At 54.7% G+C, this 19,326-nt stretch carries 18 protein-coding genes; 7 read left to right on the top strand and 11 right to left on the bottom strand.

Annotated elements, in window-relative coordinates:
- Positions 1-28: 28 nt before the first annotated feature.
- Positions 29-1,030 (bottom strand): DUF1858 domain-containing protein, encoded by a 1,002-nt coding sequence (locus tag IPH75_14475; GenBank protein MBK7143276.1) that lies wholly within the window; start codon positions 1,028-1,030, stop codon positions 29-31.
- Positions 1,031-1,287: 257 nt separating this feature from the next.
- On the opposite strand from IPH75_14475, the gene IPH75_14480 reads away from it, so the two are divergent.
- On the top strand, positions 1,288-1,776 hold the full coding sequence (locus IPH75_14480; GenBank protein MBK7143277.1) for a hypothetical protein: 489 nt from the start codon (positions 1,288-1,290) through the stop codon (positions 1,774-1,776).
- 162 nt (positions 1,777-1,938) lie between these two features.
- Here IPH75_14480 and IPH75_14485 read toward each other — a convergent pair whose 3' ends face one another.
- The 9 genes from IPH75_14485 to IPH75_14525 form a co-directional block, all read right to left on the bottom strand.
- Entirely contained in the window at positions 1,939-2,382 is a 444-nt protein-coding gene (locus IPH75_14485; protein ID MBK7143278.1) for a 4Fe-4S dicluster domain-containing protein, read from the bottom strand.
- Positions 2,379-3,167 carry a (2Fe-2S)-binding protein gene (locus IPH75_14490; protein MBK7143279.1) on the bottom strand — a complete coding sequence of 263 codons (789 nt, stop codon included), beginning with the start codon at positions 3,165-3,167 and terminating at the stop codon, positions 2,379-2,381. Before IPH75_14490 ends, IPH75_14485 begins: the two co-directional genes overlap by 4 nt.
- On the bottom strand, positions 3,164-5,023 hold the full coding sequence (locus IPH75_14495) for an NAD(P)H-dependent oxidoreductase subunit E (protein MBK7143280.1): 1,860 nt from the start codon (positions 5,021-5,023) through the stop codon (positions 3,164-3,166). The genes IPH75_14490 and IPH75_14495 overlap by 4 nt, the downstream gene beginning before the upstream one ends.
- 1 nt (position 5,024) lies before the next feature.
- Complete coding sequence (locus tag IPH75_14500; GenBank protein MBK7143281.1) at positions 5,025-5,411, bottom strand: NAD(P)H-dependent oxidoreductase subunit E; 387 nt, start codon at positions 5,409-5,411, stop codon at positions 5,025-5,027.
- Between the two features lie 80 nt (positions 5,412-5,491).
- Positions 5,492-6,034, bottom strand: coding sequence for a 2-oxoacid:acceptor oxidoreductase family protein (locus IPH75_14505; GenBank protein MBK7143282.1), 543 nt, complete (start codon positions 6,032-6,034; stop codon positions 5,492-5,494).
- 17 nt (positions 6,035-6,051) lie between these two features.
- Complete coding sequence (locus tag IPH75_14510; GenBank protein ID MBK7143283.1) at positions 6,052-6,798, bottom strand: 2-oxoglutarate oxidoreductase; 747 nt, start codon at positions 6,796-6,798, stop codon at positions 6,052-6,054.
- 13 nt (positions 6,799-6,811) lie between these two features.
- Positions 6,812-7,900 (bottom strand): 3-methyl-2-oxobutanoate dehydrogenase subunit VorB, encoded by a 1,089-nt coding sequence (vorB, locus tag IPH75_14515; protein MBK7143284.1) that lies wholly within the window; start codon positions 7,898-7,900, stop codon positions 6,812-6,814.
- Between the two features lie 12 nt (positions 7,901-7,912).
- Positions 7,913-8,146: a 4Fe-4S binding protein gene (locus IPH75_14520; GenBank protein MBK7143285.1), complete on the bottom strand. Its 234-nt coding sequence runs from the start codon at positions 8,144-8,146 to the stop codon at positions 7,913-7,915.
- On the bottom strand, positions 8,146-8,913 hold the full coding sequence (locus tag IPH75_14525) for a cobalamin biosynthesis protein CbiA (GenBank protein ID MBK7143286.1): 768 nt from the start codon (positions 8,911-8,913) through the stop codon (positions 8,146-8,148). The genes IPH75_14520 and IPH75_14525 overlap by 1 nt, the downstream gene beginning before the upstream one ends.
- 237 nt (positions 8,914-9,150) lie before the next feature.
- On the opposite strand from IPH75_14525, the gene IPH75_14530 reads away from it, so the two are divergent.
- From IPH75_14530 to IPH75_14555, 6 genes are all read left to right on the top strand, one after another.
- Positions 9,151-10,005 (top strand): hypothetical protein, encoded by an 855-nt coding sequence (locus IPH75_14530; GenBank protein MBK7143287.1) that lies wholly within the window; start codon positions 9,151-9,153, stop codon positions 10,003-10,005.
- 52 nt (positions 10,006-10,057) lie between these two features.
- Positions 10,058-10,828 carry a citryl-CoA lyase gene (locus IPH75_14535; protein MBK7143288.1) on the top strand — a complete coding sequence of 257 codons (771 nt, stop codon included), beginning with the start codon at positions 10,058-10,060 and terminating at the stop codon, positions 10,826-10,828.
- A gap of 97 nt (positions 10,829-10,925) precedes the next feature.
- On the top strand, positions 10,926-12,983 hold the full coding sequence (locus IPH75_14540; protein MBK7143289.1) for a tetratricopeptide repeat protein: 2,058 nt from the start codon (positions 10,926-10,928) through the stop codon (positions 12,981-12,983).
- 6 nt (positions 12,984-12,989) lie between these two features.
- Complete coding sequence (locus tag IPH75_14545; protein MBK7143290.1) at positions 12,990-15,080, top strand: hypothetical protein; 2,091 nt, start codon at positions 12,990-12,992, stop codon at positions 15,078-15,080.
- 30 nt (positions 15,081-15,110) lie between these two features.
- On the top strand, positions 15,111-17,180 hold the full coding sequence (locus IPH75_14550; protein ID MBK7143291.1) for a hypothetical protein: 2,070 nt from the start codon (positions 15,111-15,113) through the stop codon (positions 17,178-17,180).
- Between the two features lie 3 nt (positions 17,181-17,183).
- Positions 17,184-18,020 carry a fibronectin type III domain-containing protein gene (locus IPH75_14555; GenBank protein ID MBK7143292.1) on the top strand — a complete coding sequence of 279 codons (837 nt, stop codon included), beginning with the start codon at positions 17,184-17,186 and terminating at the stop codon, positions 18,018-18,020.
- Positions 18,021-18,025: 5 nt separating this feature from the next.
- Here IPH75_14555 and IPH75_14560 read toward each other — a convergent pair whose 3' ends face one another.
- Entirely contained in the window at positions 18,026-19,207 is a 1,182-nt protein-coding gene (locus IPH75_14560) for an aminotransferase class V-fold PLP-dependent enzyme (GenBank protein ID MBK7143293.1), read from the bottom strand.
- Positions 19,208-19,326 lie beyond the last annotated feature (119 nt).

Raw genomic sequence — 19,326 nt, forward strand, 5'->3', positions numbered from 1 at the left:
CGGGGTCGTTCAGTTTCCCACCGTAATTCTATCTGACAGCATCTGCCAGCTCATCGAGGAATTTCTGTTCTTCGACGCCGTGCATTTTACAAGCCATACTGACTGATTCAAACGCCTGTCCCGGACAATCAAAACAACCCGAGCCAAAGTATCGCTGAAAGACGGCACGTGCTTCCGGATAGTTCTGCAGTACTTCGCCGATCATGGATGATCCATCAACCTGCGGCGACCCTGTTTTAGTTATCTTGATCCCGGCCTCTTCCAGATGGCGTTCGAGCGAATCGATCATTCCAGCCATATCGAGACCGTGATTCCGGCAGGCCATGCCGATCGTTACTCCCATCATTCTCACTTTGTCTATATGGCCCGGGAGCGCCAGCGAGGATAACCCTTTTGCAATGAGCAATTCTTTGACCGAGGGGACCAGATCGACCAGATCGGATACGCGTGAATGTTGCGACACGGTGACAGTTACTGCGGGCCGGGCTTCGGGTAGGGGTGTCCGAGTCGGTGGCGCCACGGCCACTACCTGCGGGGACGGTGACTTTTGCACGACTATATTCGGTTGGAGTGCCGGTGCCGGTTTTTGCTGGAGAGTTGCCCAGATATTGATGACAAACATCAGGATCGAAACCAATTGCAGTGTGGCAAAGATCTCAAAGCCGATTTCAAGCGATCGATTGTCCATTTGCAGCGCGAATCCCTTGGTCAGGACCATGCCGACCAGGCTGAGATTGCCGAGCCAGAAATGAACGGCGATCCATCCGGGGAAGCGAATGTCCGCGCCGTTGAATCGCGGGAGGATGAAGTAGCCGATGCCGAAAACCATCATCGACATAAATCCCGCAAGGTTAAAGTGGGTATGCGCGTACTTGGCAAAATAGGCGAGACTGGGCAATGAGTTGAACATCGCAAGAATCGAACCGATCGCCAGGTAGGCGACTGAGGCGTAGATAAACCGTTTCATATACGGGGTCATGCTGATCTCCTGAATCGTAACGTTGAGCGGAAGATCGGATGGTTGTTGCACGAAGTCCTTGATTTAGGTCAAACCGGGCGGTTATAGGCGCAAAAACAGGGAGTTAGCCTCAGTCGCAGAGGGAAATGACGGTCAAACATAGACTTAACTGGGCCAATATTTTGTTTAAGAACGGCGCCCCGCCGGTCGAACAGGTGTATAAGGATTAGTCACGACAATCGCTCGATTAATCAGCGTTTCTTGGTAATTGTGTATTCTCCCAGCAAGTCCGGGTACTGGTTCAACCGCCTTTTAGCAAGGAGGAAGGAATGAGGTCATTGACGAAGCGATTTGTGGGGCTTGGCCTGTTGGTACTTCTCTGTACCGGCACGGCTCTGGCTCAACCGGTATCGTCGCGGCATGGAGTCGGCCCGTACTTTGGATTTGGGGCTGATCCAGACCAATTCATAGTGGGAGGTCAGGGGATAATCGGACTGTCTGGTTCGCGGGTACATTTCAGTCCGAGTATGGATTTCGGCATAGGTGATGAGATCAATGCAGTCACGATCAATTTTGATGTCACCTATGACTTTTTGCCGGCCAGCTCGAGAGTGGCGTTTTATGCCGGAGCCGGCCCGACCCTGGCATTTCTGTCATCGGACCGTTACGATGACGACACCGAGGCTGGATTGTCTTTGGTCACCGGTGTGAAACTCCCGGGCAAAACGGGGAATTCGTTTAATATCGGTATACGGGCAGGACTGGGGGACATCCCTGAAATGCGGATGACCGCGGCCTATATCTTCAATATGCGTTAAGTGGCGATAAAGGGAGATTCCGGAAAGTCGGAACACCGGCCGTTGGAGTTCAAGGAATAACTCCGGCGGCCGTTTTATTTTGGGATCAGATGGATTGCTGATAAACGAAAAACGGCGGGGTCTCAAACCCCGCCGGCGAGTTGAAGATAGATCGGCAAGTGTTTAGACCGCCGATTTCATTTTTTCCTGCGGCAGGACGATCTCTTTCCATTCCAGCGCCTTGGTCGGGCAGAAATGAGCGCAGACCGGATCGCCACCACAGAGATCACACTTTATGACGAGGTTGTGCAGTTTGTCATGGAGCGAGCAGCCAAAGGGACAGGCAGCAACGCAGGCCATACAACGGACACAAACTTTCGGGTCTATCTCATACGCGCCAGTCACCGGGTTAAGAGTGATGGCGTTGACCAGGCATGATTTGACGCAGGCCGGGTCCTCACACTGAAAACAGACGACCGGGACATAAAGGTCCTTAAATCCACCAGCGAGCGGATAAATTCTGCTTCGTCCCGGTTTGCCATCCACCTGATGAGTGAACGAGCAGGCCAGTTCACAGGTCCGGCAGCCGGTGCAGAGGTCGGGTTTGACCATGAAGCGGTGATTCATTTCAGATCCTCCCGACTCCAGGCAGCAATGGCGCCCATGTTGGTTGCGGTCTCCTTGCGATGTGATTCATCATTCAAGTCGAAATAGTCTGCCGGGATATTCCGGTGCGCAATCAGGTACTCGGCGAATTCGCGGGTAATGGTCGGCGCGCCGGTCCGCTTGTCGGTCACCATCTCAAACTGCTTCTTCCAAATAGTTCTGGTTTTGCCCGAATCGGTGAACTTGATGTAATTGGTTGGGCAGTTGAGAGCGCAGGCGAGACAGCCGACACAACTCTCCGGAGCTTCACCCAATGGCGGGGCGATCTCACGACCGTGGCCGCGATTGACGGTCGAGATCGCATGGAAACCCATCGTATCGCAGATGCGGGTGCAGATGCCGCAGAGGATACAATCGTTCGGTTCCGGGACTGGCTGGAAGCTGGTGGAATTTATGCCGTAATCCGCGGCGAGCTGTTGAATCAAGGGTGTGTGCGGATTACGGGCTAACATCAGGTCGATAATTGTTTTGCGCAGTTCGATCACCTGGTTTGAATGGGTCTGAACGATCAGACCATCGGCCACGGGGTAGAGGCAGGAGGTGACCATGTCGGACCAGCCGTTCCATTCCGCTTTGGTGATCTCCACCATGCAAACGCGGCAGCCGCCATAGGGTTCGACAGCGTCATGCTGGCACAGGGCAGGGACATCGATCCCTTCGCGGCGAAGGACCTTGAGGAGGTACTCGCCTTCAGTCGCCCGGACCAGCTTGCCGTTGACGGTTATCGTAACAGTTTTCATACTCATTTGACCTCGATCGCGTCGAACTTGCAGACCGCCACACAGGCGCCGCACTTCTCGCATTTATCCTGGTGGATGAAGTGTGGCTTTTTCTTTTCACCGGTGATGGCATTGTAAGCGCAGGCCGTGATACAGGCGACACAGCCGGTGCACTTGTCTTCAAGAACGGTATAGGTGATGAGCGATTTGCAGACGCCGGCCGGGCAACGTTTCTCCCGAATGTGCGCCAGGTATTCATCACGGAAATATCGGATAGTCGACAGGAATGGATTCGGACCGGATTTCCCCAGTCCACAGAGCGAACCAACGATGATCGACTCGGAGAGCTTCTCCATTCTGACGAGATCTTCTTCGGTTCCTTCGCCATTGCAGATCTTGATGGTCAATTCATGCAATTGGTAAAGACCTTCACGACAGGGAACGCATTTGCCGCACGACTCAGATACCAGGAACGACAGGAAGTAACGGGCGACATCCACCATGCAGGTTTTGTCATCCATCACGATCATGCCGCCGGAACCCATCATTGAACCGTTTTTGGTCAGGGAATCGAAATCAACCGGAAGGTCCAGCATTGATTCAGGGAGACAACCGCCCGAGGGTCCACCGGTCTGAACGGCTTTGAACGGCCGATTCTCCAGAATGCCGCCGCCGATCTCATAAATGATCGTGCGTAGCGTAGTCCCCATCGCTACTTCGATCAGGCCGGTATTGCGGACTTTACCAACCAGCGAAAACGCCTTGGTCCCGCTGTTGTTCTTGCAGCCGATGGAGGTAAACCAATCGGCTCCTTTGAGCATAATGATCGGGACATTGGCAAAGGTCTCGACATTATTCAGCACGGTTGGCTGATCATGCAGACCTTTCACCACCGAGCGGATATATTTGGCGCGTGGTTCGCCGACTTCGCCAGCCACCGAGCGCATAAGGGCCGATGATTCGCCGCAGACAAAGGCTCCGGCGCCGCGATTGATCCGGATACGGAAAGAGAAGTCGGTGCCGAGAATGTTGTCGCCAAGCAGACCGTTGGCTTCGCATTCATCGATCGCCTTCTGCAGATGAACGACCGCCAACGGGTATTCATCGCGAACGTAGATATATCCCTGCTTGGCGCCGATCGCGAAGGCGCAGATCATCATCCCTTCAAGGACGGAGTGCGGATCGCCTTCCATGATAGAGCGATCCATGAAGGCGCCGGGGTCACCTTCGTCACCGTTGCAGATGACGTAGTGAATATCCGACTGCACGCTTTTGCAGGTGCGCCACTTTTTGCCGGCGGGGAATCCACCGCCCCCACGACCACGCAGGCCGGACTTAATGATCTCATCGATGACCGTGTCGGGGGTCATGGTGGTCAATACCTTGGCGAGCGCCTGGTACCCCTCGACAGCGATATATTCGCGGATATCATTCGCGGCGATCTTGCCGAGATTGCGGAGAGCGATTCGCGACTGATGCGCAAAGAAATTAACATCGTGATACCGTTCGATTCGATGTTCCGTCACCGGGTCTTTGTAGAGGAGCGGGGAGAGGATCTCGCCGTTGGCGATCGTCTTATCAACGATGGCGGCGACATCTTTCGGTTTCACGCGGGTGTAGAATGTCCCTTGCGGTTCGATCACGACCAGTGGTCCCTGCTCGCAGAAACCATGACAGCCGGTCTCTTTGACGGCTTCGACGGTGAAGTCCTTGATATTTTTTTCGGCCAGATGCGCATGGAAGGCATCGACAATCGCGCGAGCGCCATTGGCCAGACAGCCGGTACCGCAGCAGACGATCACCTTCTTGGGGAATCGTTCCTGTTTTGCCGCCAGTTCAACGTGGCGTTTCTTCAGTTCCTGAGGATTGGCAATGATGCACATATTAACTGTCCTTCAGGATCTTCTTGGCGGTGTTGACTTTGACGCCGCCATGGTATTTTTCGTTGACGATCACGACCGGGGCCATGGCACAGGCGCCCACACAGGCGACGACTTCGATGGAGAACTCCATATCCGAGGTCGTTTGTCCTGCCTTGATCCCCAGATGATTTTCTATCTGATCCTGGATCAGGGCAGCTCCGCGAATATGACAGGCGGTACCGGTACAGATCCGGACGATTCGTTTTCCTTTCGGAACGAGGGAGAAGGCATTGTAAAAGGTCGCGACCGAAAAGACCTTGGAGAGCGGTACATCGAGCGCTTCGGCGGTCGCTTTGAGCGCCTCACAGGGCAGGTAGCGGTATTCGCGCTGGATCTCCTGCAGGATCATGATCAGCGAACCCGGCTCTTGCGGATGCCGCGCGATCAGGTCCGGCAATTTGGAGAAATCGTGGCTGACCGAAGGTGTGCTCACGCATGGCTCCTTTCGGCGAGGGCGGCTTGCCCGAATTTATAGCCGGCTTCGAAAACTTTCATATTGGTCTCAAGCAGATTCTTTTTCGATCCAAGTTTCTCTTCGAGAACTTTGAGCACGGTCTTGTATTCCACGAGTCCAGTCGCCGCAACGAAACATCCCAGCACGGCGACATTGGTTGATTTCACCGATCCTCCCTCCAGCGCCATTTGATTGGCCGGGATCAGTATCTGGGTGATATCGGTCCGGTCGCTACTGACGCTTATGAGGGATGAATTGACTATCAGCAATCCGCCAGCTTTCACGCGAGGAGAAAACTTGTCAAACGATGGGCGATTGAATACGCAGCATGCCGATGGGTTATTGATAACCGGGGAGCCGATGCGGAGATCGCTGATCACGACGGTGCAATAGGCTGTTCCTCCGCGCATCTCCGGGCCGTAGGAGGGCAGCCAGACGACATTTTTCCCCTCTTTAATGCCGCTGTAGGCGAGCAACTGTCCCGCGACCATGACGCCCTGGCCGCCGAAACCGGCCATGGTGACTTCGTACTGCTTCACTTCACCTCCTCAGGTGTCTTGTAGACACCGAGCGGGAAGTAGCTCTTCAGATTCGCTTCCACCCAATTGGTCGATTCCGCGGGGGTTTTTCCCCAGTTGGTCGGACAGGTGGAGAGGACCTCGACGAGCGAGAAGCACTTGTTTTCGATCTGATACTGGAAGGCCCGACGAATCGCCTTCTTGGTGCGAATGATCTGTTGCGGATTGTGCACCGCGACACGCTCCAAATACGACGGCGTGACCAGACCGGAGAGCAGTTCGCACATGCGAATCGGCATACCGGTTTTGGCAGTGTCGCGACCCAGTGGGCAGGTGGTTGCGACTTGTCCGGACAGGGTAGTCGGGGCCATCTGGCCTCCGGTCATGCCATAGATGGCGTTGTTTACGAAGATAGTTGTGAACTTCTCGCCGCGATTGGCGGCGTGAATGATCTCGCTCATGCCGATCGAGGCCAGGTCACCATCGCCCTGATAGGTAAACACGATCATATCGGGGCGGATCCGCTTGAAGCCGGTCGCCAGCGCAGGGGCGCGACCATGCGGTGATTCCAGAAAATCAGTATTGAAGTAATTGTATGCCAGAACCGAGCAACCGACCGGCGCAACGCCGACAGTCCGCTCGCGCACGCCCAGCTCATCGAGAACTTCCGCCACCAGCCGATGGATCACGCCATGCGTGCAACCGGGGCAGTAGTGCGTCACGACATCCTGGAGCGACTCCGGCCGTGCAAATGTAGTAGTCAAAGTATGCATAACGTCATGCCTTCGCTTTCGCCGGCGTTCCGGCAGCGAGCAGTTGCTTGATCTGATCGATCACTTCTTCCGGAGACGGAACTATTCCGCCGGTCCGGCCAAAGAACTTCACCGGTCTCTGTCTGGCGACGACGCGTTCGACATCCTCCACCATCTGTCCCATACTCATTTCCACGGTCAGGACTGTCTCGATATTCGGCTTAGTCGCTTCCGCGTACAATTGCGATTCGGGGAAGGGGAAACAGGAGATCGGTCGGAAGAGACCGACTGAGATCCCCTCGGTCTCGAGTTCATCGATGGCGGTCTGGCAGATTCTCGCCATTGTGCCGTAGGCGACGAGCAGGATTTTGTTTTTGGGATTGGTCTTATAGCACTCGTAACGGATCTCGTCGCGCTTCATCATCTCATATTTCTGGTGCAGGACGATGTTGTTTTTCTCGAGCGCGATCGGATCGAGGAAGAGTGACTTGACCACAAGCGGACGTCGCTCGCTCGCGCCGGTCGCGGCCCAGGTTTTGGCGGGGAGAGGCGGTTCAGTATGTTCGTCCGGGAATTCAACCGGTTCCATCATCTGGCCGATCATGCCATCGCCGATGATCATCACCGGATTGCGATACTTGTCGGCGAGGTAGAAGGCCTGCATGGTCAGGTCGACCGCTTCCTGAATGGTTGATGGGGCAAGAACCAGCAACCGGTAGTCACCATGGCCGCCGCCTTTGGTTGCCTGGAAATAGTCTGACTGAGCCGGGAGGATGCCACCGAGTCCGGGTCCGCCGCGCATGATATTCAAAAGGACCACGGGTAGTTGAGCGCCGGCCATGTAAGAGATCGATTCCTGCATCAAAGAGATGCCGGGGCTGGAGGATGTGGTGAAGACCCGTTTGCCGGTTGAAGCCGCGCCAAACAGCATATTGCCGACAGCGACCTCGGATTCGGCCTGGAGAAAAACTCCGCCGACCTCGGGGAGTCGTTTGGCGAGGTATTCGCCGACCTCGTTCTGCGGGGTGATCGGATACGCGAAATAGTAGAGGGCGCCGGCCCGTACTGCCGCTTCCGCGATCGCCTCATTCCCTTTCATCAATATCTTAGCCATCGTTCACCACTCTCAATAATCGTACAGCACGTACATTTGCCCGTGATGGTTCACCGAGATGGCGGCATCGGGGCAGGTTATGGCGCAGATCCGGCAGCCGATACAGCGGGACGGGTCATGCATCTGCGCATGAAAATAACCGCGTAAGGTGATCTCTCGCGACATCGAGAGGATCTTCTGCGGGCATGCCTTGACGCACAGCTCGCATCCCTTGCAGTGGTTGGTGTCGATCACAACTCCAGGCATCAGCGTATCCTCAGTCGTTTGTCAGTCCAGGTATTGCCGATATGTTCCCATGGTTTGACCAGTGCGCGGTCCAGGACCAGCATGGGAAGATCCAGGGTGGCCGGGTTCATTTGCGCGGCGATCGCTTTCACCGCGCTGACAAAAGCAATGGGAAGTGTACTTCGCTGGCTTACCCGGCGAGCCAGCGAAATACCTTCCTCTATGATCTCGACAGTAGTTTCCTGCATCAAGTGGGTATTGGAGATGATCCCGGTGAAGTGGAGGCGCGAAGAAGCCTCGATCTCGTTCATCAATTGCAGTGTCCCCTCCAGGTCAGCCGTAAAGGGGCGACGGGCATTCAGAACCAGCAACATCTCGTAGCTTTCAGGATGGATTGCGTCAGCCAGAGAACTGAGGACTCGCGCGCCGATGTCATCACCGCCGACATCAAGGATCAACCACCCGTTGGGATTCTCCAGAGCGGTGCGAATTTCGGGAATGATGATCGGCAGGTCGGCGTGAACATGCGGACCGGCGGGGACAAGTGACTTGACGCCGAAGGACTCCAGTTGCAGCGCAGCCTCGCGTGAGCGGAAATAGGGATTCACGACATCCAGATCGGCAATGGAGACAGGTTCGGTGCTATTTTGCGCAAGCTGTTTGGCTAGGTTGACTGAAATCTCCGACTTGCCCGAGCCATAGCCGCCGACGATGATAATCGTCCGATGGCGAAAGGAGGGGGAGGCAAATGTCGAAACTTCGTGCGCCATGGTCCAGTTTGCTTTCATCTATCGTCCCTCCAGAAAAAGAGTTAGAGGTATTCGATAGAAAATTAGTCTTAATTGTCCACTCTTAAAAATATCGCCAGATTGGTCCGTGAAGTCAAGGCGAATTGTGAAAAAAATAACGATGAAATGATATTTGACATCCGTTCGCTACACTCATTATATTCTTGCAGAATAGAGGCTTACAGGTAAAGCGGACGTTTTTAGTAATAATTAAAACACACCGATAAGTATGATTTTATGAGACAGACTTTTTGCCGTATTTTCTTGTCCGGTGCGGTCTTCGCTGCCGTATTCATGACCAGTTGTGGCAACCAAGAGAAGAGCGAAACAGCGCCTGATTCCGGAGCGGACAGCGCCGTCGTCGGTACCAGTTCTGCCTATCTGACCCGCCCGTGGGAGGACCCCAAGTTTGCTGGCTGGCAGAGGACGGAATTTGAAAATGTGGTGGTTTATTATCCGCCCACTCATCAGCATCAGGCAGACATGGCGCAGACGGCCAAGAACTACCGGAACGCGATCACCAAGATCAGTGGCACAGCGCAACTTCCGGTGCCAACCGACACGATTCGGGTCTTTTACTTCACCGGTCCCGGGCAGGGGTTTGAGTTGACGCAGCGACCATTCCCGTACGGAGATTCGATTGCGGTCTACTATTGGCCGAATTACTCCCACGGGGTATCGCTGATGCAGCGACTCTTTTATAGCTATTTTGGCGGCTGGTCAACGCAGCAGATCATGCATCACGGCCTGATCGCCCTGTTCGACTTTTCGGGAGAGAATCACCACGAGACCACGCTGGAGTTTTTGCGGGACACGTTTTTCATTCCGCTATCCCGGCTGGCGAGTGACACGGCGATGGATAGCGATTATGAACGCTATCAGTCCGGCGAGGCTGGTTCGCTGGTAGCGTATATCCTGGCTTCACGAGGTAGTACGGGGGTTGAGGCAATGTATCGTTCGACTCTCCCGTTCGACCAGGCCGTGCAACAGGTGATGGGGATCACGCTCGATTCGCTACAAAAGGAATGGATCAGTTTTATTGAGGCGAATGTCGGGCCTATTGACACGACGAAAGCAAAATCCGGGTCCTGAACGGGGTTCGGTCAGACTAGCGACCTGTTCTAATTATAGAGGTAACGCGATCATGTCAGATGCTGAATGGAAAACTGCGATAACTGATATCGGCCCCGGGAAGATCCGGGTGCGGGGGTACGATATTGCCGATATCATGGCCAACTTGTCCTATGCCGAGGTGGTCTACTTGATTCTGAAGGGGGAATTGCCGACCAAGGCCGAGGCGGCTTTGATGAATGCCATACTGGTTTCATCGATCGACCACGGCGCCTCGCCGCCCTCGGTTCTCGGCACACGAACGGTTCTCTCGGGCGGAAATTCGCTCAACGCGGCGATCGCTGGCGGAGTACTGGTTATCGGTGATACTCATGGCGGCGCGATCGAGCAGTCCGCGAAGATCCTTCAGGAGTGGGCGAAAAAAGAGGGAGAGCCATCTGTGCTCGCCGCCCAGATCGTCGATTGGCTCAATCAAACCAAAAAGCGAATGCCGGGATTCGGCCATCGCCTGCATAACGTTGACCCGCGCACGGGGAAACTGTTTGAGATAGCGGCGACACATGGCTACAGCGGCCGGCATATCGAGATCTGCAAAGCGCTGGAGACGGCCCTGGCGCAGAAGACGGGGAAGCAGCTTCCGATCAACGTGGATGGCGCTATTGCGGCGGTGATCTCCGATATGGGGTTTGACTGGAGACTCGGCAAAGGGTTCTTTATCATCTCCCGCACACCGGGATTATTGGCGCACGCTTACGAAGAGATGACCCGGGAGAAGCCGATGCGGAAGCTTGGGCCAATGCCATTTGAGTATGATGGTCCGGCCGAACGGAAGATCCCGAAGTAGATTTTTTATCCAAAATTACGTATCTTGTCAACCGGCATCCAGTATTGGGTGCCGGTTCTGTTGATTCACTGCAAACAAATATCCAGATCAGGGAATAATGGCCAAGGCACGTCAGTCATCCATTACGGCATCGTCATTTGGAAAGCCGGGGCAGGTCGCGATGGTGATCTATGCGTTCGCCCTGGTCGCATATGCGATAGCCGCCTTGGTCCCGACTGCCCGGATATGGGGGATCAACTGGTGGGGGTACTTTCCGATTTGGTCAATTGGGATCTGGCTGCTGCTAGGTTGCCTGCTCGCTGTTGCTGCTGTGAGAGCAGCCGATCGAGGCGGTTCTGCCGCAGGCGACAGAGATCTCTCTTCCAAATTCTACTGGATAGCCAGTCTTGGGACGGTTGGATCGATTATTCTAGCGTCTTTTCTTTTTCCAGCTACCACACACTTTTCCGGCGATGGCTACCAGTTGTTGAGCAGGCTTGCGGATGGTCGCACGATCTCCAAGGACTGGGATATAGGCTCGACAGCGCTGATCGAGTGGGTAAACAGGATATTTGACTGGAACAACGGCCCCGGCGCGCTCAGAACCTATCAGGTGGTCTCACTGGTAGCCGGTATTCTGGCGACTTTTGGATCGATTCTGTTGATTCAGCGACTTCAAGCGAACCGACTTCAGCGGTTGCTCTTTCTATTGGGGATGGTGACCGGTGGATATCTCTTGCTGTTTTTCGGACATGTGGAGAATTACGGCCTGCTGGTCGCACTGGTGCTTTTGTATTCGCTGGCCGGATATCTGGTCGCGGTGAATCGACTTTCCATAGTTTGGCTGATCCCGCTACTAGCAATCGCGCTGTTCCTTCACTTGATAGCCGTATCACTGATCCCCAGTTTTCTCTATCTGGCTACGCGCAATAGCAGTCTTCACGCCAGGCTGGAAGCGATCATCGCTCCAAGGCGCAGAGTGGTCGCGATCGTGGCCACAATTGTTCTGGCTGTTGTCTATTTCGGGATCCAGCAGAATCTGCTGTTCCTGCAGTTCGCTCTGTTGCCGTTACTCCCTGACAGATTTGCAGTCGAAGGAGAGTGGCTCTTTTCGCCGAAACATCTGATCGATATGCTGAATCTGGTGCTATTGCTCAGCCCGATGTCGCTTTTGCTTTTGATACAACGTTGGGGTGGAGAGGCAGACAATAGGGAAGCGACCATCTCGCGCTATCTCGGGCTCCTGGTTCTGGGGACACTGGGCATGGTGTTTCTGATGCGGTCCGGGATCGGGATGCCGCGCGATTGGGATCTTTTCGCGATAGCCGGTCCGCCGCTGGTCTTGTCGACACTGGTGGTCCTGTTTCGCTGGGGGAGTGATAAGCGATGGTTGGTGCCGGTGATCGGATTGGCGATCTCGCTCAATCTGTTGATGTTGATCCCAAGGCTTATCGTCAATGTGCAGGGGGAGATAGCGGTACAACATTTTCGCGCATACCTTGATCTGGATTTTCTGCGCGGGCGGAACGCGCGAAAGCTGTTGGTGAATTATTACCGCGAAACGGGCAAGGTAATGGCGGCGGAACGTGAGCAGTCGCGAGCCGAGTCAGATTATCCGGAGAGTCATTTGTCCAGACAGGCGGCGACGCAATTGGCTAGTGGCAAGTATGCCGAGGCGGCATCGACCTATTGGCGGGTTATCGAAATGAATCCGCTTTATCCTGATGGTTGGGCCAATCTTGGCGCAACGTACATGAATTTGGACAAACTGGACAGCGCGCATCATCTGCTGATGATCGCCAATCAAATGAATCCGAATAACCAGCAGATCATCAATAATCTTGGGGTGGCTTCCACGAAATTGCAGCGACTCGAGGAAGCCGAGCGGTGGATACAGCGCGCGCTGGCGATCGACAGCAATTACTGGCGGGCACATGGGAATTATGCCTATCTTCGATTGAGACAGGGGAGAGTGCCAGAGGCAATCGAATATTTCAGAAAGGTCTCAACCTTTGAGGGAGTGCCGGGGGAGTATCTCCGGACGATGGGCGATACGCTCGTCAGTATGAATGCGCCTGACCAGGCGCTTGAGCTTTATCGTATGGCGCTGGAGATCGGACTCGACAGCACTAAAGGGACCGACCTGCTGAATCGCTATCCGCAATTGCGCAATTGAGCCAAGATGGAAATACAACCTTCATCGAACAATCAGCGATCACTGCCTTGGTGGGCAATTCTGATGCTCATTCTCCTGACCGGGGTGAGTCTGCGAGTCGCGGATCTCACTGCCGATCTCCCCGGATATTTCGCCAGTAAATCACAGGACCTGACCACTGATGGATCGTTCCTGACGCTGTATGCCCGGAATCAGATCGAGCAGGGGAGTTGGGATCCGCTCGGCTATACTCCCTGGCGCGAATTTAAGCTGTCGCTGGTGACCGGCGTAAGTTACCTGACGTATACTACAATCGGCGTAAGCAGGTATGCATCAAATCTGGTCGGTGTGATTCTGAGCGCGGTCGGACTGATCCTCTTCTTGTTCGCCCTGGCACCATCGCTTTCTCGGAGGGGGATGGCGTATGCATCGGTAGCGCTGGCGGTCAGTTATCCGCTGATCATCTACTCCCGCACCCCCCTGTCAGAAAACAGCCTGATCTTCTTTCTGGGCCTTATCTATCTGGTCTTAAGTCGCTTTTCCAGATTCTGGTGGGGAATTTTGCTAGCGGGAGCACTTGCGGCTCTTGCCGGATTATTGGGGAAAAGTAGCGGGTTTCTCCTGCTTGGACCATTGCTGATCGTCACACTTGCCCGATCCGAAAATCGTACGCGCAGTAGTCTTCTGGTGGTTGCGTCATTCCTGACAGCCAGTCTGGTATACAGCCTCCTGTTTCTGGGGGAGCGTGGTCTGCTACAGTTCATCCTGGCTCACACGGTCGCGCAACCTGGAGCGCCGGTCGGACTCAGTTCGCCGATCGGGTTTATTGAGACAATCATTTCATTTGGACGATCACGAATTCATCAGTTAGCTCCGGTCGAGAGTCTGCTGGCGTATCTGGGCGTGTTGTCCGTGATCCTGAGAGGTATGCCGCGAACCGAACTGGCCAGAACGGCTTTGCTGTTTAATCTTGGATTAGTGTTGCTCTGGATATTGGGAATCGCGCCGTTCAACTATCTGCCGATGCGCTATGCTCTGCTGATCCTCCCATCCTTGACTGCGCTTGGCGCTCTCTGGCTTGACCGCGATGAATCCCAGGCACGCGTAACGCTTCGACAAATCGGCTGGTCGCGGCGACTCGCGCTTCTGCTCCTGAATTGGTACCTGTTATTCGTCCTGGCGAATAGCCTGATCAGCGAAACGATGGTGTATGACGTTATTCAGCGGCAGGTCTGGTACGCGCTGGCAGGCGCAGTCTTGGTGACCATCATTCAATTGCTGATCACCGGAAAACTGAGCAATCTCTTTTCGGCCAGTTATCGCGGTTGGTTAATGCCGGCATGCGTGGTCGCAGTGATAGCTATCTCGTCTTGGCAGGTAGGGAGTTGGTGGGGGAGACGGACACACACTATTGATGAGGCAGTGAGAGATATCGCGGCGGTTGTCGGAAAAGACGCGGCGATCGGCGGCCCGTATGGCCCGGTACTTGCCGATGGAAATGGACGGCAGGGATTCCCATTGTTCATCGCCGAGGACTTTGATAAGTCGCGCGATATACTCAAGAAGTATGGGGTGACCCATCTGGCGCTGCTCAATGAGGATTGGCAGCGGCTCCAGAGTACTATCCCGGAAATGAGAAAAAGTTCGGTGGTCGCAAAATACTGGCTGCGGGATAATACTATCGTTCTGGTCAGGGTAGCTGGACTGTTCGGCGGAAGTGCCGCGACCTATAAGATGAGTTCGTATGAGTTGGCGCTTCTGGCAACCGAGCATGGGGACAACAACACTGCGCTTGCTTTGCTCCAGTCGGCAATGGCGGAGTACCCGGATGCAAAGTCTCCCGCGATCAGCTATTACCATCTGTCGGTGACGCCGCAATCTATCGCCGGACTTGAGCCGACAATCCAACGTTTGCTGGCGGCCAACGGGTCGGATTTCACGATCAATCTTCTCGCCGCTGTCTATTACCGGCATCTGGCGCAGATCAGCGGGGCGAATCAGTACAGTGACCGTGCGGAGCAGCTCAGGGCCGAGGCGGTCCGACTCTGTCCGGAGAATGAAACGGTTGTTCAAAACGGTTTTCAGCATTATGATCCGACTGTCCGGATCCTGCAATAGATCAGGTCGGACAGACGGGATCAGAACGAGATGAAAAAGCGCGCTTTATTTTACCTGGCATTGTTGGCGGCGTTCGCCCTGGCGGTTGGCCTTCGAATTACTGACATCACGGCAGACCTTCCGGCCTATTTTAGCGGCGGTGGACAGGACTTTACCACTGACTCCTCCTACCTGACATTGTATGCCAAGACCGCAGTTCAATTCGGCAGTTGGGATCTGTTTGGATTTGAGCCCTGGAGCGCGTTTAAGATCTCGATGATCTCAGGAGTCAGTTACCTCCTGTTTCTCGTGCTGGGAGTCTCACGGGCAACTGCCGCTTATGCCGGGACAGTTCTCCAGCTCTGCAGTCTGGCGCTGATAATAATCGGGTTGGCTCGGTATCTGAAACCTCGGTCTCTTGTCATGGTCGCCGTGCTATTTGCCACTAACTATCTGCTGGTGTTATACGGACGGGTTCCGTTCTCAGAGAACGGAATGCTTTTCGTCGCTGCGCTCACGTTTCTGGTTTACGCATACTGGTTTGATCGGCTGTGGGGGAAGATCGCGGTTGGAGTGTTGATCGCATTGACCGCGCTATTGGGAAAAAGTTTCGGTTTCCTGCTCGCAGGCGGGCCGATCCTCTACTTGTTGATGACTGAGCGAAAGAAAGCAATCATGCCGGCGATATGGGTAATCGCGCCGATCATCGCCACCACGCTTATCTTTACGTCGATCTTCCACGGCGAGTCCGGGCTGTTTGGATTTATTTATGAGTACGGGGTTGGTGAGCATGGCACGCCTCACGGATTCAGTTCACCGCTTGGATTCTTTGAGTCATTGATCTCGATCTCCTCCACCGGGCTGCATGAATATACGCCGGCGCTGAGTATTCTCTTTTGGATTGCCGCGCTCATCCTGATCTGCACTACTCGCAAGCCCGATCCGTCCTCCAAGATCATGCTGTTCATGGTCGGTTGGGTAATCTCCTGGCTGGTGGCGCTGTCACCATTCAACTATCACCCGGTCCGCTATCTGTTTGTGGTGATGATCCCGATCACAGTGATACTTGCCCTGGCGATCGAACGGCTGCAGGATGGCGGGTTGGCGCTGGTCAAGAAATGGCCGGTATGGCGAATGGTTCTGTTGCTGCTGGTCAATTGGTACGCGGCATTTACGCTGGGCAAAGGGATCTTTTACGATACCCGCGTGCCGGAAGTGATGCATCCGTTGGTCTGGAAGGCGCTGATAGCCGGCCTGTTGGTCAGTGCAGTTGTCTTTCTATTGGCGAGAGTTTCAAAATGGAAACCGATCATCGCGAACTCTGTACTAGTGCTGGTCGCGGTTGGGGGGATAGTCATGGCGACTGATCTCTGGCAGTTCGGTCAGTGGTTCAGGATCAGGACGCACATGATCGATGATGCCGCGCGCGACACGGCGGCCCTTCTTGGTCCGGGAGCAGTAGTGGGGGGGCAGTATGGCCCCGCGGTTACATCGGACTCGAAATTCGGCAGTCTGCGGCTTTTTCTCCGGGATGATATACAGACGTTTCGTGAGCAATTACGGCAATATCCAGTGACGCATATTGCAGTTGGAAACAATAGTTTGGCCGACCAGATCGGCAATAGCGAACTGCTTAAGCGGGCGCCGGTGCTGACCACATTCTGGCTTCGGGATAATTTCGTGAAATTGCTTCGAGTAAATCACTTGAGCGGCAACGCTGAGGCGGAAAGATATCGGCCGAGTGAGTTTGAAGTGGCGATCGATCTTATGTATGCCCGACGGTTCGAAGAGGCGGAACAGATGCTGGGGAGATTCATCCGCCAGCACCCGAAAAACAAGGCCGCGCTTCTCGAACAGTATTATCTAGTACAGTTCGTCCGGGGGCCAGCGGCCGCCAAGGATGCGCTTGACGCCTTGTACGCTAATTTCCACTCCGATTATGCGATCGGTCTGACTGCCGCGATCTACTACAAGCAGATGGCAGAGCAGACTGGAAGCGCGGAAGCGCGGGCGAAAAGCCAGCGGTATCTTGAAGAGTCTGTTCGACTCAGTGGAAGTCAGGCGGAGAATACCCGCCGTATGTTTAGTACCTATCTCCCTTCAGATCGTGTGGTGAAATAGATTATGACCAATCGAAATCTCTTTCTTCTTTTGGCGGCAATGGCGACAGGATCGCTGATTCAATGTAGCTCGCCCAAAAAGGTGACTGTGGCCGATGAAATTCCGGCAGAAGCACCCGCCGTGATCCCGGTAGATCTGAAGGTCGAGCCGGGCAATGAACGGATGACGATCGAATGGAAACAACAGGGGGACGGGCTGATCTCGGGGTACAACATTTATATCAGCGAATCACCGATCTTGTCGGATACTGCGGCTCCGGTCAATTTCGCGCCATATCCCGGCGATACAGACCCCGATGATGGCGTGGAGCGTTACGAAGCGGGTAGTCTCGAAAATGGGAAGAAGTATTTCGTGACTGTCAGGGTGATCAATCCGGATCGAACCCTCTCGGCGCCCTCCAATCAGGCAATGACCATTTGCGGGCCGCGGGGCGAGATCTTGCTTGATTCGCGATTTGCCGGAGAACAGGATGGATACGCACTGACCCGAGCCGCGTACGTCCGCTCCCAGAGTGATCAAAATGATCTCTATTTTTATAACTCAGGGGGAACTGATTATCTCGCCTCGCCGGACCGGCTTGATGGTTACAATCGAAAGAGCAGGTTCAATAAGCTGTCGTTGAAAGGGAGTCTCGCGGAGATCCGCTCGCGCGTGAGAAGTGTCAGTGAAATACCCAAGGCGGATCGCATCGCGGTCAAAGTCGGTGATTGGGTCCACGTGCGGACAGCGGATAACCGGAATGGTCTGCTACATGTGATCGGGTTTGCTGGCGAAGGGAAAGCGCGCGGTATTCGACTGGAGATTGCGTTTTGTCCGGCCGAGAATGAGATGATCTTCTGAGCGGATCAGCGCATCCGCTTTTCGATCGCGTCGCCAAAACGCTCGATATCGGTCATCTCCAGATAGACCTGTCCGGAGATCCGCATCCATAATTGGCCATTCCAGCCATGTATCTGGGCCTCGATCTTTTCCTCAAACAACATTTGGTCGCGCAGCGCAAACGCATCCGCTTTGGTACTTCCGAACGAGAGTGGCAGGGGGAGAGTCGCCATCGTCCCGATCATCTCTTTCGGAGTCGTGAGCGAAGTGCCAAATCGCTTGCAGAGACGGTTGGCTCCTTCCCATGCCACCGAATGGTTGTATTGTCGCATTTCGGCAGCGCCAAGCGAACGTATAAATTCAATACCCGCAGGTGCGGATAGGAAGTTGGTCGGATCTTTGGTGCCGACCCAATCAAATTCTTCGGTCATCCCTTTGTCGAACCCCCAGGAGATGACGGGTGAGTGAATAGAACCCTGGTGTTTTTTGTCGGCCCAGAGGATACCGCATCCACGCGGGGCAAAGGCCCATTTGTGGAGATTCCCCACATACCAATCGACTCCGAGCGAGGAGATATCCAGGTCGATCGCTCCCGGCGCATGCGCACCATCGATCAGGATCGGAACAGCATGTCTCCTGCAAACCGAGGCGATCTCGGCGATCGGCATCAGGAGTGCGCTTTCGGACGTGATATGGTCGATGAGGGCAAGGCGGGTTTTCGGGCCAATCCCTTGCTCGACAGCCCGGACGACCTGCCCGGGGTCGGTGATCGGAATCGGCAGGGTGATGATCCTGACTTTCGCTTTAGTCAATCTGCCGACGTACTGCGCCGTGTAGGCGATCGAACCATAGGCATGGTCGAGCAAAACGATCTCGTCATCGGGTTGAAAATCCAGTGACTGGAGAATGGCGTTAATACCGGTGGTGGCATTGTCGACAAATACCAGATCATCGCCGTTGGCGCCAAGGAACCTGGCCACATCGTCGGCCGCCTGACGGATTAGCGATTTCGGATGGAGCGGTCGGCCGTGCTGGAAAGTGTACTCCCGAAACATGAACTTGGCCGGATCGGATTCCATACGATCGCGAAGGAGTTGCTGAGCATCCAAAACCTTACGCGGGGTGGCCCCGACTGTCCCATGATTCAAGTAGGTGATATCCGGGCTCAGTTTCCACTCGCTGAGCATCGCGTGGCCGAATTGCGGCATCGGAGCGTTTCCTCTCTGGTCGAAAGTCAGTACAGACAGATTGAAGTGAGAATGCAGTGATGAAAGGAAGATGACAAGGGGAAATTGACCGACCGACGCGGCAATTGCCGGGTTTATTG

This window comes from bacterium (genome assembly GCA_016708025.1).
Lineage (GTDB): Bacteria > Zixibacteria > MSB-5A5 > GN15 > FEB-12 > FEB-12.

Bases quoted from the DNA above. Each gene is read 5' to 3' on its own strand.
- IPH75_14525 (MBK7143286.1), bottom strand. From the start codon at position 8,913: ATGAAAGCAAACTGGACCATGGCGCACGAAGTTTCGACATTTGCCTCC.
- IPH75_14555 (MBK7143292.1), top strand. From the start codon at position 17,184: ATGACCAATCGAAATCTCTTTCTTCTTTTGGCGGCAATGGCGACAGGA.
- IPH75_14550 (MBK7143291.1), top strand. From the start codon at position 15,111: ATGAAAAAGCGCGCTTTATTTTACCTGGCATTGTTGGCGGCGTTCGCC.
- IPH75_14495 (MBK7143280.1), bottom strand. From the start codon at position 5,023: ATGTGCATCATTGCCAATCCTCAGGAACTGAAGAAACGCCACGTTGAA.
- IPH75_14520 (MBK7143285.1), bottom strand. From the start codon at position 8,146: ATGCCTGGAGTTGTGATCGACACCAACCACTGCAAGGGATGCGAGCTG.
- IPH75_14485 (MBK7143278.1), bottom strand. From the start codon at position 2,382: ATGAATCACCGCTTCATGGTCAAACCCGACCTCTGCACCGGCTGCCGG.
- IPH75_14545 (MBK7143290.1), top strand. From the start codon at position 12,990: ATGGAAATACAACCTTCATCGAACAATCAGCGATCACTGCCTTGGTGG.
- IPH75_14500 (MBK7143281.1), bottom strand. From the start codon at position 5,411: ATGATCCTGCAGGAGATCCAGCGCGAATACCGCTACCTGCCCTGTGAG.
- IPH75_14535 (MBK7143288.1), top strand. From the start codon at position 10,058: ATGTCAGATGCTGAATGGAAAACTGCGATAACTGATATCGGCCCCGGG.
- IPH75_14560 (MBK7143293.1), bottom strand. From the start codon at position 19,207: ATGCCGCAATTCGGCCACGCGATGCTCAGCGAGTGGAAACTGAGCCCG.
- IPH75_14480 (MBK7143277.1), top strand. From the start codon at position 1,288: ATGAGGTCATTGACGAAGCGATTTGTGGGGCTTGGCCTGTTGGTACTT.
- vorB (MBK7143284.1), bottom strand. From the start codon at position 7,900: ATGGCTAAGATATTGATGAAAGGGAATGAGGCGATCGCGGAAGCGGCA.
- IPH75_14540 (MBK7143289.1), top strand. From the start codon at position 10,926: ATGGCCAAGGCACGTCAGTCATCCATTACGGCATCGTCATTTGGAAAG.
- IPH75_14505 (MBK7143282.1), bottom strand. From the start codon at position 6,034: ATGGCCGGTTTCGGCGGCCAGGGCGTCATGGTCGCGGGACAGTTGCTC.
- IPH75_14530 (MBK7143287.1), top strand. From the start codon at position 9,151: ATGAGACAGACTTTTTGCCGTATTTTCTTGTCCGGTGCGGTCTTCGCT.
- IPH75_14490 (MBK7143279.1), bottom strand. From the start codon at position 3,167: ATGAGTATGAAAACTGTTACGATAACCGTCAACGGCAAGCTGGTCCGG.